This window comes from Haemophilus haemolyticus (genome assembly GCF_001679045.1).
GTDB lineage: Bacteria > Pseudomonadota > Gammaproteobacteria > Enterobacterales > Pasteurellaceae > Haemophilus > Haemophilus haemolyticus.
The window spans coordinates 228,961-245,132 of sequence record NZ_LYCK01000012.1 but is presented as its reverse complement, the minus strand read 5'-3'; the positions used below and the strand labels follow the sequence as shown (position 1 = coordinate 245,132).

Here is a 16,172-nt window from a genome sequence, read left to right as displayed (position 1 = left end):
ATACTGTTTTTCGATAGAATGACACCTAGTAATTTGTTTGAATATTCAAACTTCCGATAAAAATCACTTTACAGAGGGCATAATTTATGCAAGCGAGACGAGACGAGACGACCAAGATTGTCGATGAAAATCATGCATTACAACAAGCATTTTTAAATGAATTAGATGAAAAATTTTGGGTGTCTGCTGATAAACTCCGCCAACAACTTGATGCCGCAAACTATAAACATATCGTTCTTGGTCTTATCTTCTTAAAATACATTTCCGATAGTTTTACCCACCAACAAGCCAAAATTCAGGCTGAACTCACCGATCCTGAAAACGCGCTCTATCTTGACCGCACTTTTTACGACACCGAAGAAGAATATCAAGAAACCTTAACCGCCGAACTGGAAAATCGCGACTACTACACCGCCGACAATGTGTTCTGGGTGCCGCAGCAAGCCCGTTGGGATGAGATTAAAGCCGTTTCCATCTTAAACATCGGCGCAGAGCTACCCTGGGGAGGGAAATTTTCCGGCGTAGCAAAACTCATTGATGACGCCTTCGATGCTATTGAAAAAGACAACGAAAAACTCAAAGGCGTCCTCCAACGCATCAGCGGCTATGCGGTAAACGAAGACACCCTGCGCGGGCTGATTATCCTCTTCTCCGATACCCACTTTACCCGTCCGACTTACAACGGCGAGCCCGTACATTTAGGCGCAAAAGACATTCTCGGCCACGTTTACGAATACTTCCTCGGTCGCTTTGCCCAAGCCGAAGGCAAACGCGGCGGACAATATTTCACGCCAAAATCCATTGTTTCCCTGATTGTCGAAATGCTCGAGCCATACTCCGGCCGCGTATATGACCCGGCTATGGGCAGCGGCGGCTTTTTCGTGCAAACCGAACGCTTTATCACCGCCCATCAAGGCAATATCAACAACGTTTCCATCTACGGGCAAGAATTCAACCCCACTACCTGGAAACTCGCCGCCATGAACATGGCCATCCGCGGCATTGATTACGACTTCGGCAAACACAACGCCGACAGCTTCACGCAGCCGCAACACATCGACAAAAAGATGGATTTCATTATGGCAAACCCGCCATTCAATATCAGCGATTGGTGGAGCGAATCCCTAGTCGACGACCCACGTTGGGCATACGGCACGCCGCCTAAAGGCAACGCCAACTTCGCTTGGCTGCAACACATGATTTACCACCTCTCGCCCAACGGCAAAATGGCATTATTGCTTGCCAACGGTTCCATGAGCAGCCAGACCAACAACGAAGGTGAAATCCGCAAAGCCATCATCAATGCCGACTTGGTGGAATGTATGGTCGCCCTGCCCGGCCAGCTCTTCACCAACACCCAAATCCCCGCCTGTATTTGGTTTTTAAACCGCAACAAAAAGCGCAAAGGCGAAGTATTGTTTATCGATGCGCGCCAAATCGGCTATATGAAAGACCGCGTATTGCGTGATTTCACCGCTGACGACATCGCCAAAATCGCCAATACCCTCCACGCTTGGCAAAAATCAGACGGCTATGAAGACCAAGCCGCTTTCTGCAAATCTGCCACTTTAGAAGAAATTAAAGACAACGACTTCGTCCTCACACCGGGGCGCTACGTCGGCACTGCAGAACTAGAAGACGACGGCGTACCATTTGCAGAAAAAATGCAAAATCTGACCGCGCTTTTAAAGGAACAATTTGCGAAAAGTGCGGAATTGGAAGCGGAGATTAAGAAGAACTTAGGGGGATTGGGGTATGAATGATTGGAAGGTTGTAACTTTAGCTGATTGCGCTTCATTTCAAGAAGGTTATGTTAATCCATCAAAAAATGAACCAAGCTACTTTGGAGGAACGATTAAATGGTTGAGAGCAACAGATTTAAACAATGGTTTTGTGTATAAAACCTCTCAAACTTTAACAGAAAAAGGATTTTTAAGTGCAAAGAAGAGTGCTGTATTATTTGAACCAGATAGTTTAGCAATTAGCAAATCAGGAACTATTGGACGAATTGGAATCTTAAAAGATTACATGTGTGGAAATAGAGCTGTAATTAATATCAAAGTTAATGAAAATATTTGTAATCCATTATTTATTTTTTATACCTTATTAAATAGCAAAGAACAAATTGAAACTTTAGCTGAAGGTAGTGTCCAAAAAAATCTATATGTATCAGCTTTAAGTAAAGTTAAATTATTACTTCCAGATATAAATAAGCAAAAGGAAATTGGATATATTCTAAATACTTTAGATCAAAAAATAGAACTAAACACCCAAATCAACCAAACCTTGGAACAAATCGCCCAAGCCCTGTTTAAAAGCTGGTTTGTCGATTTCGATCCCGTGCGTGCCAAAGTCCAAGCCCTTTCAGACGGCCTTAGCCTTGAACAAGCGGAGCTGGCAGCCATGCAGACAATCAGCGGAAAAACACCCGAAGAATTGACCGCACTTTTACAAACACAGCCTGAACGTTACGCCGAATTAGCAGAAACCGCCAAAGCGTTTCCGTATGAGATAGTGGAGGTTGATGGGGTTGAAGTGCCGAAGGGGTGGGAGGTTACCCCTTTATCAGGATTGTTTGCATTAATTAGCGGAACACAGATTCCAAAAGAAGAACATATATATGAAGCAAAAGAAGGTTATGAACGTTTTATTCAGAATAGAGATTATTCAAGCAACAATCATATAACTTATGTAGAAATATCAAAAAAAAACAAACGATGCACAGAAAAAGATATTTTAATTGATCGATATGGTGATGCAGGAAAAATTCGTTTTGGTATTAGTGGGGTTTATAATATCGCATTAGCTAAAATTGTCTTAAATGATAACAATTTAACCGAATATTTACGTTGGTTTCTTATGCAACCTAAGCAGAAAGCATATTTTGAGCAGGCCTCTGGAGCTTCAACTAGAGCATCTTTAAATACTTCAACCTTTAAAGGTATTAATGTTGTTATTCCTTCTAACTTTATATTAAATATTTTCTCGAAAATAAGTAATACATATCTTGATAGTTTAAGAAACTTAAAAGAAGAGAATAATACTCTCATGAAAACTAGAGACTCTCTATTACCTAAATTATTAAAACAGGATGTTTAAAATGTCAAAAACATATTATTTAAAAACTAGAGATCTATATTACAAAACTCAAAAATTCCTTAAGAATAGGCTACAAAAAATTCGAGACGAGCATAAAACTGAAAGATATATATCTAATCCTGATTATATTGCTGATTTGCAAGATTTCCTTGAGGATTATCATCCTTCAAAAGAATTTTTTATTAATAATTATGATATAAGGAATTGCCGTTTCTTTGTTTCAAAATCTCCAGATTATCCCCAAAACTATTCCTTATATATTCAAGATGATGAGAAACAAAATTCATTTAGTGTTGAAAAATTCTCAGCCACTTCTACATTAGCTAATTTTTCTCAAGCTTGTTCTTTTATTTTACAAAATAAAAAATTAGAAAAGAAATTGCAACTCATGACAGAAAACAATTTATCAGGAAATCCTTCAGATTATCAACTAATCCATGTATCTCCTAAATTTAATGAAATTATTAATCAATTTATACAAAAATATAATTTGAGAGAAATTCTTTCTGATGTTGTTTCTGAAAATGGATTAGGGAACAATGCTCCATTTTTTAATGAAAAATACCAATACCTAAAAGATGAATTTCTAAAATTCTATGATTCTCTTGATTTGGAATATAAATTACAAGGCTGATTTGGCATCTGCCAAATCTCCCCTATCCCTCTTTGCTAAAGAGGGGAACTATTTAGGAGGTTTGTTAGCTGCAAGCGGTCGGATTAGCAGAAAAATTACTCATAAAAAACACCTAAACTAAAACTACGCTCAATACCATTCCCCTCTTTCGTAAAGAGGGGGGAGGGGAGATTTAAACCACACTCTAAGGAACACTCTATGCTCAACGAAAACGACATCGAACAACTCACCCTTCAACGCCTGCAATCCCTCGGTTGGGAATATCGCTATGGTAAAGACTTGCCTGTTCATGAGGGTGAGTTTGCCCGTGGCAATTTGAGCGGTGTGGTCTTTGTTGAGCAACTGCGTGAAGCGGTGCGTAAGTTTAATCCGCAGCTGCCTGAAAGTGCGGTTGATTCTGTGGTCAAATCGGCGACGAAAAGCGATATTGGCGACTTGGTGGTGCGTAATCAGGCGTTTTATAAACTGTTGCGTGATGGCGTGCGGGTGGAATATCAGGCAAACGGTGAGCAAAAAATCGAAATGGCACGTTTGATGGATTTTGAGCATGTGGAAAACAACCGCTTTGTTGCCGTGAATCAACTGGAAATCCGCAGCCGTAAAGGAGGTAAACGGATTCCTGATATTATCGGCTTTGTAAATGGTCTGCCCTTAGTGGTATTTGAGCTCAAAAATCCGCTGCGTGAATCGGCGGATTTATTACAGGCATTTAATCAGTTTGAAACCTATAAAGATGAAATTGCCGAGCTGTTTGTTTACAATCAAGCCCTGGTTATTTCAGACGGCATTGCCGCCCGTTTGGGTTCGCTTTCGGCAGACTTTCAACGCTTTACACCATGGAAAGTGGTCGATGAAAAAAATAAAAGCGCGCGCTTATACTTTGATGATGAATTGCAAAGCCTGCTTAATGGCTTGCTGCAGCCCAAAGATTTGCTCGACTATATTCGCTATTTCATCTTGTTTGAACGGAATTCCGTTGGCAAAACCATTAAAAAAATCGCGGCGTACCATCAATATTACGGCGTAAATGAAGCGGTAGATTCCACCATTTGGGCGACTTCAGAAAAAGGCGACCGCCGCATTGGCGTGATGTGGCATACCCAGGGGTCGGGTAAGTCGATTTCCATGTTGTTTTATGCCGGCAAACTGCTTGCGCAGCCTGAATTGAAAAATCCGACCATTGTGGTGGTCACCGACCGCAACGATTTGGACGGTCAGCTTTTCCAAACCTTTTCTTCAGGCAAAGATTTAATCAAGCAAACACCGCAACAAGTGGAAGACCGCGATCAACTGCGCCAACTGCTCGCACAAAATGAAGTCGGCGGCGTGTTTTTTACTACGATTCAGAAATTCGCCTTAAATGAGGAAGAAAGCCGCTTCCCTGTTTTAAATGAGCGCAGCAATATTATTGTAATCAGCGATGAGGCACACCGTAGCCAATATGGCTTTACGCAAAAATTGCATAACGGCAAATTTCAGGCAGGCTACGCCCGTCATTTGCGCGATGCGCTGCCTAATGCTTCATTTATCGGTTTTACCGGTACGCCGATTAGCCTAGAAGATAAGGACACGCAAGATGTGTTCGGTCGCTATGTGTCAATTTATGACTTGCAAGATGCAGTGGAAGATGGCGCAACCGTGCCGATTGTGTATGAAGCGCGCCAAATCCGCTTAAACGAAAAAGAACACGATGAGCTATTCAAAGAAATTGATGATTTACTGGAAGAGGAGCAATCCCCTGCCCTGCGTTTGCAGGAAAAATTGCTGGGTTCGCAAGCCCGCTTGGCTGATTTAGCCGCGGATTTTGTGCAGCATTTTGCCAAACGCAATGAAGTGGTGGACAGCAAAGCGATGATGGTGGTTTCCAGCCGTCAGATTTGCGTGGATTTATACAATGAAATCATCAAACTGCGCCCTGAATGGCATTCGGACAATATTAACGAAGGGGAGATTAAAATTGTGATGACGGGTTCTGCTTCTGATGCACCAGAAATGCAGAAACACGTTTACAGTAAACAAGAAAAACAAACGCTTGAACGCCGCTTTAAAGATCCGAACGATGCGCTGAAAGTGGTGATTGTGCGCGATATGTGGCTGACGGGCTTTGATGCGCCTTGCTGTAATACGATGTATATCGACAAACCGATGCAGGGGCATAATCTGATGCAGGCGATTGCGCGGGTTAACCGTGTATTCCGCAATAAGAGCCGAGAAAATGGTGGCTTGATTGTGGATTATGTAGGTATTGCTGACAAGCTCAGAGAAGCCACCCAGCAATATACTAACTCGCAAGGCAAGGGCAAGCTGACTGATAACGTGATTGATGTATTCTTTAAAATGAAAGAGCATTTAGAGTTCGTCCGCAGCCTGTTTGCAACGCCGGTTGAAGGGAAAACCTTTGATGTTCAGGCTGCCTTAGAAAAAGATAATCCGAATGATCTTTTGATGGCGATTCGGTTTGCTGCCAATCATATTTTAAGCCTCGATCAATTACCGTTTGATGGCAAAGCACACGAGCAACATTGGTTTGATAAAAAAGAAACAGAACCTCGCAAAAAAGCCTTTTTGAAAGCAGCAGGCTTGGTGAAAAAAGGCTATATGCTATGCGGCGCATTGGCTGAAGTTGAGCCGTATAACCAAGAAATCGCCTTTTATGATGCCGTACGGGCAATTTTAACTAAACGCGAACAAAAAGGCACAGGCACAAATGAAAGACAGATTTTATTGAAAAAATTGGTTAATCAAACTGTGTATTCTGAAGGCGTGATTGATTTATTTGATCTGCTAGAAAAACCACAACCACAAATCAGCCTGCTTTCCGAAGAATTTTTACAAACTGTTAAAAATAGCCCAACTAAAAATTTATGGGTTACGGCAATGGAACGTTATTTAGCAAGTGAAATTAAAGTTAAATCAGGCACAAACTTAACCTTGCAAAAAGATTTTGAACAGCGTTTGAAGGAAGCATTGAATCAATACCACAATCACAATTTGACTGTGGTAGAGATTTTGGAGGAACTCTTTAAAATGAGCCAAGACTTCCAAGAACGTTTAGCATTAGGGAAAAAACTAGGATTAACCAAGGAAGAACTTGCCTTCTATGAAGCTCTATCTCAAAATCAAAGTGCAAAAGATTTGATGGGTGATGAAGTGCTTTCTAAACTGGCGAAAGAAATCACGGAAACACTTAGAAAATCGGTCACAATCGATTGGCAATACAAAGAAGCGGTACGGGCAAAAATGCGTATTCTCGTTAAACGCGCCCTACAACGCTACAAATATCCACCCGATAAACAGGAAGAAGCGGTAACTTATGTGATTAAACAAGCTGAAGAAATTGCAGAGGATTTAACTGGTTTATAATTTTGATGCGGTTTCTTTAATAACAAAAGGGCGGTTAAAAACCAGATGATTTTTAACCGCCCTTTGATTTGTTAAAGATTAGATTGAACGTTTAACTTCAACCACTTCAAACACCTCGATTTGGTCGCCGACTTTTACATCGTTATAGTTTTTCACGCCGATACCACATTCCATACCGTTACGAACTTCAGATACGTCATCTTTGAAACGGCGAAGAGATTCTAATTCCCCTTCAAAGATAACGACGTTGTCACGTAATACACGGATTGGGTTGTTACGTTTCACTACACCTTCGGTCACCATACAACCTGCGATTGCACCAAATTTCGGATGACGGAATACATCACGAACTTCAGCTAAGCCAATAATTTCTTGTTTAAATTCAGGCTCTAACATACCGCTCATTGCTGCTTTAATTTCATTCAACAATTCATAGATGATTGAGTAGTAACGTAAATCAATGTTTTCCGCTTCAATGACACGACGCGCAGATGCATCAGCACGAACGTTAAAGCCAACAATAATGGCATTAGATGCTGCAGCTAAAGTTGCATCAGTTTCAGTAATACCACCTACACCAGAACCAACCACTTTAACTTTTACTTCATTGGTAGAAAGTTCATTTAACGCTTGAACAATCGCCTCTACAGAGCCTTGTACGTCCGCTTTCACAATGACGTTCAATTCAGCCACATCGCCTTCAGACATATTGCTAAACATATTTTCAAGTTTCGCTTTTTGCTGACGAGCTAATTTCACTTCACGGAATTTACCTTGACGATATAACGCCACTTCACGTGCTTTTTTCTCATCACGTACAACGGTTGCTTCATCACCCGCTGCAGGCACACCTGAAAGACCTAATAATTCAACTGGAATTGAAGGACCTGCTTCATCCACTTCTTTTCCGTTTTCATCACGCATTGCACGTACACGGCCGTATTCAAAACCACAAAGTACGATGTCACCTTTATGTAAGGTACCTGATTGAACCAAGATAGTTGCCACAGGGCCACGACCTTTATCCAAGTAAGATTCAATGACTACACCACTTGCCATGCCGTCTTTTACAGCGGTCAATTCAAGTACTTCAGATTGAAGTAAGATTGCATCTAATAACTCATCAACCCCTGTACCTTTCTTCGCTGATACTGGAACGAATTGCACATCACCACCGAATTTTTCAGAAATTACATCATGTTGTAATAATTCTTGCTCAACACGGTCTGGATTGGCTTCTGGTTTATCGATTTTATTTACTGCAACCACTAAAGGTGCACCCGCTGCTTTGGCGTGTTGAATCGCTTCGATAGTTTGAGGCATCACACCATCATCGGCCGCGACAACAAGAACAACGATATCTGTTGCTTTCGCACCACGCGCACGCATAGAAGTAAACGCGGCGTGCCCCGGTGTATCCAAGAAGGTGATCATTTTGCCATCATCCATTTCTACGTGATACGCACCGATATGTTGGGTAATTCCACCCGCTTCACCTGCTGCAACTTTCGCTTTACGAATATAGTCAAGTAAAGAAGTTTTACCATGGTCAACGTGACCCATGATGGTTACAACTGGCGCACGCGTTACTTTTTCTGCGTTTACATCGCGATCGCCTAATACCGCTTCTTCAAGCTCATTTTCATTACGAAGAATCACTTTATGACCAAGTTCTTCCGCTACTAATTGAGCGGTTTCTTGGTCGATAACTTGGTTAATAGTAACCATTTCGCCCATCTTCATCATCGTTTTAATGATTTCAGTCGCTTTTACAGCCATCTTATTCGCTAATTCAGCAACGGTGATGGTTTCACCAATGACAACATCTGCTTTTACAGCTTGAACTGGTTTAGTAAAGGCTTGTTGAAGTGCGGCACCTTTTTTGCCGTTTTTACCTTTACCAAACTTAGCGTCTTTTTGATTTTTACGATTAGATTCGCGCTCATTTTTTGAGTTTTTGCTATTTTCATCGTCGCGACCGCCTTTTTTCGCTTTCGCTACTTTATTTTTGCCACGGCCACGATTTTCGTTACGACGATCTTCTTCATCTTCTGCTTCAAGTGCATATCTTGAACTTAAGTTGTAATCAGAATAGTCCTCTGAAGAAGACTCATTGTCTGAATCATCTGCTTCAGCATAACGTTTCGCTTCTTCTGCTGCACGGCGAGCTTGTTCTTCTGCTTTTTGACGAGCTAATTCTTCAGCTTTACGACGAAGTTCTGCTTCTTCTGCTTTACGTTTCTCTTTTTCAGGATCAACAGATTTAGCTTTAGAATCTACCGCACTTTTTGCTGGCTTAGCTGTTTCTGCTTTCGCTTTTTCAGATTTTGCTTTTTCATCAGCTTCTTTCTTAGCAGCCGCTTTTTCAGCTTCTAAACGAGCTTTTTCTTCTGCCGCTTTTTGTTCGGCAATTTTTTTCGCTTCCGCTTCTTGCTGTGCTTTTAATTTTGCTTCTTCTTGTTGAGCAATATCAGTTTTTACTGTGCGTTTTTTACGTACTTCTACTTGTACTTCTTTGCTTTTACCGCCAGTTGTGGTACTGCTCACTGTTGTTTTTGTTCTGCGTTGAATGCTTAATTTCTTTGGCGCATCAGCCTTAACATCTTCAGTCATTACTACTCTCCTTATTCTTCGCCAAACCAACAGATATTACGTGCAGCCATAATTAAATCTGCTGCCTGTTCTGCTGTTAATTCTTCAATATCTGCTAAATCATCTACACCCTGTTCGGCGAGTTCTTCGAGAGTAGTAATTTGTTTTTCAGCTAATTTGAATGCCACATGGCGATTCATGCCATCTAAATTCAATAAGCGATCTTCAATATTCGCTTTTTTCAATGCTTCTTCTTCAGCAACTGCTGCGGCTGTAATCGCATTTTTAGCACGAGTTTGAAGCTCTTCTACAAGATCTTCATCTTCTAAACCATCAATTGCAGTCAATTCATTCATTGGAACATAAGCAATTTCTTCTAAACTTGTGAAGCCTTCTTCTACAAGGATTTGTGCAAATTCTTCATCAAGTTCTAATGCGTTCATAAATAAGTTTAAAACTTTGTTATCTTCTGCTTGATGTTTTGCATTTAAATCATCAGTAGTCATTACATTTAGTGTCCAACCTGTTAATTGTGTTGCTAAACGCACATTTTGACCATTACGACCAATTGCTTGCGCAAGGTTAGCTGCTTCAACAGCAATATCCATAGAATGGTTATCTTCATCAACAATGATAGAAGACACATCAGCTGGTGCCATTGCATTGATCACAAATTGTGCTGGATTATCATCCCAAAGCACGATATCTACGCGCTCACCACCAAGTTCATTGGTAATGGCTTGAACACGCGCACCACGCATACCCACACAAGCACCAACTGGATCAATACGTTTATCGTTTGATTTCACAGCAATTTTAGCGCGAGAGCCGGGATCACGAGCCGCACCACGAATTTCAATCATTTCCTCGCCAATTTCAGGCACTTCAATACGGAATAATTCGATCAACATTTCTGGTTTAGAACGTGTCACAAATAATTGTGCAGTTTTACCTTCAGGATTTACTTTATAAAGCACACCACGCACACGGTCACCTGGACGGAAATTTTCACGTGGTAACATGTCTTCACGAGCAATCATCGCTTCTGCTTTATTGCCAAGATCTAAGATGATGCTGTCACGACTTACCTTTTTCACAGTACCGGTGACAATTTTGCCTTCTTCAGCACGGAATTGTTCTACAACTTTTGCACGCTCAGCTTCACGAATTTTAGTGCTAATTACTTGGCGTACAGTTTGCATTGCAATACGGTCAAATGCGATAGATTCGATTTGATCTTCTACATAATCGCCTAGTTGAAGATTTGGATCTTCAAATTGTGCCGCTTCTAAAGTGATTTCTTTCGTTGGCACTTTGACTTCATCAACGATTAACCAACGACGGAAAGTATCAAAATCACCTGTTTTTGGGTTGATTGATACACGAATATCAGTTTCGTATTCATATTTTTTCTTGGTAGAAAGCGCAATTGCACTTTCTAACGCTTCAAAAATTTTCTCACGTGGTAATAACTTTTCATTGGATACGGCTTCTGCCGCCAGTAAAATCTCTTTACTCATTTTTTCTTTTGCTCCTTTTAAAATTTTGCAACAACATTCGCTTTTTGAATGTTACCAAAGACTAAAACTTGTTCCTGTCCATCAACGATTAAAATAACCATATCGTTTTCAATACGCTCTAACTTACCTTGCCATTTACGGCGTTCCATCACTGGAATTCGCAAATGCACTATGATATCTTGCCCAATATAGCGTTCAAATTGTTGCAAGGTAAATAGTGGACGATCTAAACCTGGTGACGACACTTCTAGATTATATTTATCCGCAATTGGATCTTCTACGTCTAAAATTGCGCTCACTTGACGACTTACATCAGCACAATCATCGACAGTTACGCCACCTTCTTTATCAATAAATAAACGCACAGTCATAAAACGGCCTGCGCGTTGACATTCAATGCCCCAAAGTTCACAGCCTAAATCCTCTACTGCACCTTGTAGCATTTCTTGTAAATTTTGTTCTAATGTAGCCAATTTCTACTCCTATACTGTAGTGTCAGTTTTTAGTCAAAATAACTTCTTTTGATTAATCTAAAAACTTCTACAAAAAATTTTAGGCATAAAAAAAGGGTTAGGTTCACAGGAACCTAAGCCCAGTTTTTATTAAATTTCTTATAGAAAAAAACCCCAATACTGGGGTTCTTTTACTGAACTTATTATTGGTTGCGGGGGCCGGATTTGAACCGACGGCCTTCGGGTTATGAGCCCGACGAGCTACCAAGCTGCTCCACCCCGCGTCCGAAATATGGGGTGCATTATAGTGATAAAAATTTAAAATGCAAGAAGTTTTACAAGTTCCTTAAAAACTTTACTAAAACTTACCGCACTTTTCATCATCACTAGAATCGAATACCAGAGCCAATCCCTAGTCCTAATCCAACGCCGTTACTTCCGCCACCAGCGCTGACGCCACCACCTACAGTACAAGCAGCTAATATGCTTGATAATACAATAATAGAAAGTGTTTTCTTCATCATTTTTCCTTTATTAATAAAATTTCAAATAAGCGATAAACTGCAATTAAGTCTGTCTTTGCAATAGGTTTAAAAGGTAACAAAAGATAGTAAATCCAGCGAAAACGCTGCAAATACATAATCATATTATGCCAATTTTGTACCTCACAATGTGCTTTATAATACAATGCCACTTTTTGAATAAAATCATCTGAAATATCTTCTTCTCGACATAAACTATCAAAGAAAAATAGCATATCTCGAACGATTAACCAATTTTGATTTTGACTACTTGAACGAGATTCAAAATCAAGAAAAGTAACTTTTCCCTTATCCCAAGTAATATCTCGAATAGCAGGACGACCATGCACCAGATTTTTAGTATGTAAATCAATCAAAGCGAGACAAGCGTCATAAATAATCGAAAATTTTTGCTGATTATTTACCTCCTTATCACATAACCATTGTGATAAAGTGATTCCCGCATCTTCCAATACAAAAAAATCCTCATCATAATAAGAGACTTTTGGAACAGGTGCTTTTTTTTCAGCAAGATTTAACAAAGTTTGTAGTTCATTTTTAAAAGATTGCTTCGGATACGGTTTCAATAATAACCAAATACCTTTCAATTTTTCAGGTTGCTTCAACCAAAATTTCTTTCCTTCATATTGAAAAGGGTAAATGCGTTCATCACGATGCTCTATAACTAATTGATTAACATATTGCCTAAACTCAGGGCTCATTATTACATCACTCCATTTCTATTTATGGTATATTAATCCACCATTTTGCTTTTAATTTAACTAAAAATTAGATATGAAAAAAATTAAATTATTATTTCTTACGTCAATGTCTATTTTAGCGATATCCCCTAATATATTGGCCTCACCTTTTTCAATAACTGAATCTCAAATCAATCAATATCTACAAGAGAAAGGAGCTATTGCAGATAAATTTGGCTTACCCGGATTATTTTTTCTTGATTATCAAATAAGAAATTTGAGTACGAAAATTGGGCAAACTAATGATAAACGTGTAGAAATGAGCGGTACTTTAGAGGGTTTATTTCAATTTGGCAATAAAAAACTGCCTGGAAAATTAAATCTGACCTTCGATACAATTCCTTATTATAATCCTGAAGAAGGCGCGGTTTATTTAAAGAAAATGCGTATTTTACGTTGGTCAGGAGAACCACAGCAATATATGCAACAAATGCAAGCAATCATGCCTTTTTTAAATGAGAATGTCGCTAAATTACTGGAACATATTCCGGTTTATACATTAGATAAAAACAATATGCGTGATGTGCTTATAAAAAAATTTGCTAAAGAAATCCGTATAGAAAAAGGACAACTATCCTTAGAGACCAGCATGTTCCAATGATATTCATATGATGTAATTGAACGTTGCTTGTTGATAGAAGGATAAAAAGGGCGATGAAAATCTAAGAAAAATTTTCACCGCCCTTTTGTATGAATTAATAAAGAAAAATTAAAATGCAGAGGTATCTTGGAATAGCCCAACTTTTAAATCTGTTGCTGTATAAATAACGCGGCCATCAACTTCAACTTCACCATCAGCCATTCCCATAACTAGTTTACGATTAATTACTCGTTTCATATGAATTCGGTACACCACTTTTTTAGCCGTTGGCAAAATTTGTCCTGTGAATTTTACTTCGCCAACCCCTAATGCTCTGCCTTTTCCTTTGCCACCAATCCAGCCTAAATAAAACCCAACAAGCTGCCACATAGCATCCAATCCTAAACAACCAGGCATCACTGGATCTCCAATGAAATGACAACCAAAAAACGGCAATTCAGGCTTAATATCAAGTTCAGCTTCAATATACCCTTTGCTAAAAGCACCTGTTTCCTCATTCATTTCAATAATGCGATCCATCATCAACATGGTTGGAGCGGGCAATTGTGGCCCTTCTTTGCCAAATAATTCGCCGCGACCTGACGCGAGCAAATCATCATAAGAATAGCTACTTTTTTTATTAGGTGTACAAGTGTTTTGCATTTTAGGTTCCTTTATATATGAGAAATTCAGTTTAAAACTGATATAAAACATTCTAAAGAGAACATAGCAAAGTGTAAATAGCTAACACTTGTTCGCAAAACTTGTCGGAGCAGTCACTTTGATAGATTATAGAAGAAATAAAAGCGAACAAATGTTCGCTTTTATCTATTAAGGGCGGAAAAAATTCCAAAAACCTTTTCTTTCTGAATCAGCTCTTCCCTCAATTCGACGTTGAATGAGACGAGATAAAGGCTCAGTTTTTTCTGTATAATCTTTATTTTCATCTAGCAAATCACGATTAAATAATAATTCGCAAGCTTGATAAATATCTTCTACAGGATAAATAAAAAATTCACCATTTTTTACCGCACTTTTCACTTCATCAGACAAACTCAGTTGCTGAATGGTCGTCATTGGGATGATGACGCCTTGTTTTCCGGTCAAACCACGACGTTGGCAAATAGTAAAAAAACCTTCAATCTTATCATTCACACCACCAACAGAATGAACAAGTCCAAATTGATCAATCGATCCTGTAATTGCGATATTTTGAGGCAAAGGCAAATCGGCCAAAGCACTTGCTAGCACACAGAAAATCGCCAAAGATGCACTATCACCATCAATTTCACCATAAGACTGTTCAAACACTAATGAGGCAGAAAATGGCAATTGCGATGGCAAATCTAATATATTGGAAAGGCAAGCTTGCGCAATCATCATGCCTTTACCATGAATATTTCCCGCTAATTCATTTTTTCTTTCAACGTCGATTACTTCCCCTTCGCCGAATTGCACAATACAACTAATACGCGAAGGCTCGCCGAAACATACGGGGGTACCTGGATATTCAATCACCGAAAGGCCATTAATTTGCCCAACAATTTCCCCTTGAGTTTCAACATAAACTTGCTCATTTAAAATATCGGCATAAGTTTGTTCTTTTAGAAAACCATACTGCGCCAATTTTTGTTGAAAAATATCCTCAAAATCCTCCGCACTTAATGCGGTTTTTTCAGCAAAAGTTGAAGCATCCTGTAATATTTCTTTTAATTTAAGAGGTGATGCGTTAATTAAAAAGCGATCTTCACTTTCACGAACTAATAATTGATAGAGTTTATTTAACGCCGAAAAATCTAGCTCAATATTTTGCTCTTGAGCCATTTGTTGTACATAACCCGCCCACGTTTTTTGTTCCTCCACTTCAGCCACAGAAACATAGCTTTCAATTTCAGCATAATCGGCGAAAGAATAAAGGTTTTCTTCTAACTCAACCAAAGTGGCTAATTCGGTACGATTACCAAGTACAATTACCTTTAAATCAAGCGCATAGCCTGGTATATCACAAGGTAAATTTTTAAATGGATGGGCTGAATACCAATCAAAAGTTTGGGTTTGCAGAATTTGTTTTAATCGCCCCCATAAATCAAATTGAGATAACAATGTTGCCGCACTTAAAATCAAAACTCCGCCATTAGCTTTATGCACTAATCCTGGCACTAATTGAATATCTTGTGAACTTGGATGAATCCGAAAACTGCCGAAAAGCTGGAATTGATCGCAATACAATGCGCTTAACGCCCCACCTTGACTGGCAAAATTATCATCTAAAGATTCTGCTGGCTCGGTATAAACATGAGGAAAAGAAAAAGAGTCTCCCTGCTCTATCACATAATTCACACCGAAAATTGACCGCACTTTATGATGGTTTTGCGATATAAAATTTTGCAATAACTCCGCATATTCAACCGGCTCACCTACTTTCATCATCAATAAGGAACGCGTTGGATGGCGTAAAAATAAATCAATAGCCTGTGTAGCATTCGGTTGTAATGCCCAGAAATCCACTGGTTCTAAAAGAAAATCTTGAATTGCCAAATCAGGTTGTAATGCCTGCCAATTTAAAGATTGCTCAATAGCTTGTTGTTGAGAAAATAATGAACTCACGGCTGGTCTCTTTCTAGAAAAATTAGCCACATTATCGCATATT

At 39.4% G+C, this 16,172-nt stretch carries 12 protein-coding genes and 1 tRNA gene; 5 read left to right on the top strand and 8 right to left on the bottom strand.

Going from position 1 to position 16,172, the window contains the following annotated elements; genetic code table 11:
* The first annotated feature begins 86 nt into the window (after positions 1-86).
* The 4 genes from A8M50_RS04610 (at position 87) to A8M50_RS04595 (ending at position 7,096) form a co-directional block, all read left to right on the top strand.
* Entirely contained in the window at positions 87-1,763 is a 1,677-nt protein-coding gene (locus A8M50_RS04610) for a class I SAM-dependent DNA methyltransferase (protein ID WP_005645054.1), read from the top strand.
* Positions 1,756-3,099 (top strand): restriction endonuclease subunit S, encoded by a 1,344-nt coding sequence (locus A8M50_RS04605; protein ID WP_005644713.1) that lies wholly within the window; start codon positions 1,756-1,758, stop codon positions 3,097-3,099. Before A8M50_RS04610 ends, A8M50_RS04605 begins: the two co-directional genes overlap by 8 nt.
* Before the next feature lies 1 nt (position 3,100).
* Positions 3,101-3,733, top strand: a complete 633-nt coding sequence (locus A8M50_RS04600) for a hypothetical protein (RefSeq protein ID WP_005644839.1) — start codon at positions 3,101-3,103, stop codon at positions 3,731-3,733.
* A 198-nt stretch (positions 3,734-3,931) separates the two neighbouring features.
* Positions 3,932-7,096, top strand: coding sequence for a type I restriction endonuclease subunit R (locus tag A8M50_RS04595; RefSeq protein ID WP_005644827.1), 3,165 nt, complete (start codon positions 3,932-3,934; stop codon positions 7,094-7,096).
* A 78-nt stretch (positions 7,097-7,174) separates the two neighbouring features.
* On the opposite strand, the gene infB is transcribed toward A8M50_RS04595, so the two are convergent.
* The 6 genes from infB to A8M50_RS04565 all read right to left on the bottom strand — a co-directional run bounded on the left by infB (position 7,175) and on the right by A8M50_RS04565 (position 12,903).
* Complete coding sequence (infB, locus tag A8M50_RS04590; RefSeq protein ID WP_005644748.1) at positions 7,175-9,709, bottom strand: translation initiation factor IF-2; 2,535 nt, start codon at positions 9,707-9,709, stop codon at positions 7,175-7,177.
* Positions 9,710-9,720: 11 nt separating this feature from the next.
* On the bottom strand, positions 9,721-11,208 hold the full coding sequence (nusA, locus tag A8M50_RS04585; protein WP_005645077.1) for a transcription termination factor NusA: 1,488 nt from the start codon (positions 11,206-11,208) through the stop codon (positions 9,721-9,723).
* Positions 11,209-11,225: 17 nt separating this feature from the next.
* Positions 11,226-11,681, bottom strand: coding sequence for a ribosome maturation factor RimP (gene rimP / locus A8M50_RS04580; RefSeq protein WP_005633597.1), 456 nt, complete (start codon positions 11,679-11,681; stop codon positions 11,226-11,228).
* Positions 11,682-11,867: 186 nt separating this feature from the next.
* Positions 11,868-11,944: transfer RNA gene (locus A8M50_RS04575), tRNA-Met, on the bottom strand.
* Between the two features lie 102 nt (positions 11,945-12,046).
* Positions 12,047-12,181: a hypothetical protein gene (locus tag A8M50_RS09060; protein ID WP_005645009.1), complete on the bottom strand. Its 135-nt coding sequence runs from the start codon at positions 12,179-12,181 to the stop codon at positions 12,047-12,049.
* On the bottom strand, positions 12,181-12,903 hold the full coding sequence (locus A8M50_RS04565) for a BUD32 family EKC/KEOPS complex subunit (protein WP_005633593.1): 723 nt from the start codon (positions 12,901-12,903) through the stop codon (positions 12,181-12,183). The genes A8M50_RS09060 and A8M50_RS04565 overlap by 1 nt, the downstream gene beginning before the upstream one ends.
* 73 nt (positions 12,904-12,976) lie before the next feature.
* Here A8M50_RS04565 and A8M50_RS04560 point away from each other — a divergent pair, with 73 nt between their 5' ends.
* Positions 12,977-13,543: a YceB family lipoprotein gene (locus A8M50_RS04560; protein ID WP_005633591.1), complete on the top strand. Its 567-nt coding sequence runs from the start codon at positions 12,977-12,979 to the stop codon at positions 13,541-13,543.
* Between the two features lie 108 nt (positions 13,544-13,651).
* Here A8M50_RS04560 and fabA read toward each other — a convergent pair whose 3' ends face one another.
* Positions 13,652-14,185 (bottom strand): bifunctional 3-hydroxydecanoyl-ACP dehydratase/trans-2-decenoyl-ACP isomerase, encoded by a 534-nt coding sequence (gene fabA, locus A8M50_RS04555; protein ID WP_005631615.1) that lies wholly within the window; start codon positions 14,183-14,185, stop codon positions 13,652-13,654.
* Between the two features lie 168 nt (positions 14,186-14,353).
* The gene (locus tag A8M50_RS04550) at positions 14,354-16,129 is read right to left on the bottom strand and encodes an AAA family ATPase (RefSeq protein WP_005644706.1); all 1,776 of its coding nucleotides are present in this window, start codon (positions 16,127-16,129) and stop codon (positions 14,354-14,356) included.
* Positions 16,130-16,172 lie beyond the last annotated feature (43 nt).

Bases quoted from the DNA above. Each gene is read 5' to 3' on its own strand.
- A8M50_RS04610 (WP_005645054.1), top strand. From the start codon at position 87: ATGCAAGCGAGACGAGACGAGACGACCAAGATTGTCGATGAAAATCAT.
- A8M50_RS04605 (WP_005644713.1), top strand. From the start codon at position 1,756: ATGAATGATTGGAAGGTTGTAACTTTAGCTGATTGCGCTTCATTTCAA.
- A8M50_RS04600 (WP_005644839.1), top strand. From the start codon at position 3,101: ATGTCAAAAACATATTATTTAAAAACTAGAGATCTATATTACAAAACT.
- A8M50_RS04595 (WP_005644827.1), top strand. From the start codon at position 3,932: ATGCTCAACGAAAACGACATCGAACAACTCACCCTTCAACGCCTGCAA.
- infB (WP_005644748.1), bottom strand. From the start codon at position 9,709: ATGACTGAAGATGTTAAGGCTGATGCGCCAAAGAAATTAAGCATTCAA.
- nusA (WP_005645077.1), bottom strand. From the start codon at position 11,208: ATGAGTAAAGAGATTTTACTGGCGGCAGAAGCCGTATCCAATGAAAAG.
- A8M50_RS09060 (WP_005645009.1), bottom strand. From the start codon at position 12,181: ATGAAGAAAACACTTTCTATTATTGTATTATCAAGCATATTAGCTGCT.
- A8M50_RS04565 (WP_005633593.1), bottom strand. From the start codon at position 12,903: ATGAGCCCTGAGTTTAGGCAATATGTTAATCAATTAGTTATAGAGCAT.
- A8M50_RS04560 (WP_005633591.1), top strand. From the start codon at position 12,977: ATGAAAAAAATTAAATTATTATTTCTTACGTCAATGTCTATTTTAGCG.
- fabA (WP_005631615.1), bottom strand. From the start codon at position 14,185: ATGCAAAACACTTGTACACCTAATAAAAAAAGTAGCTATTCTTATGAT.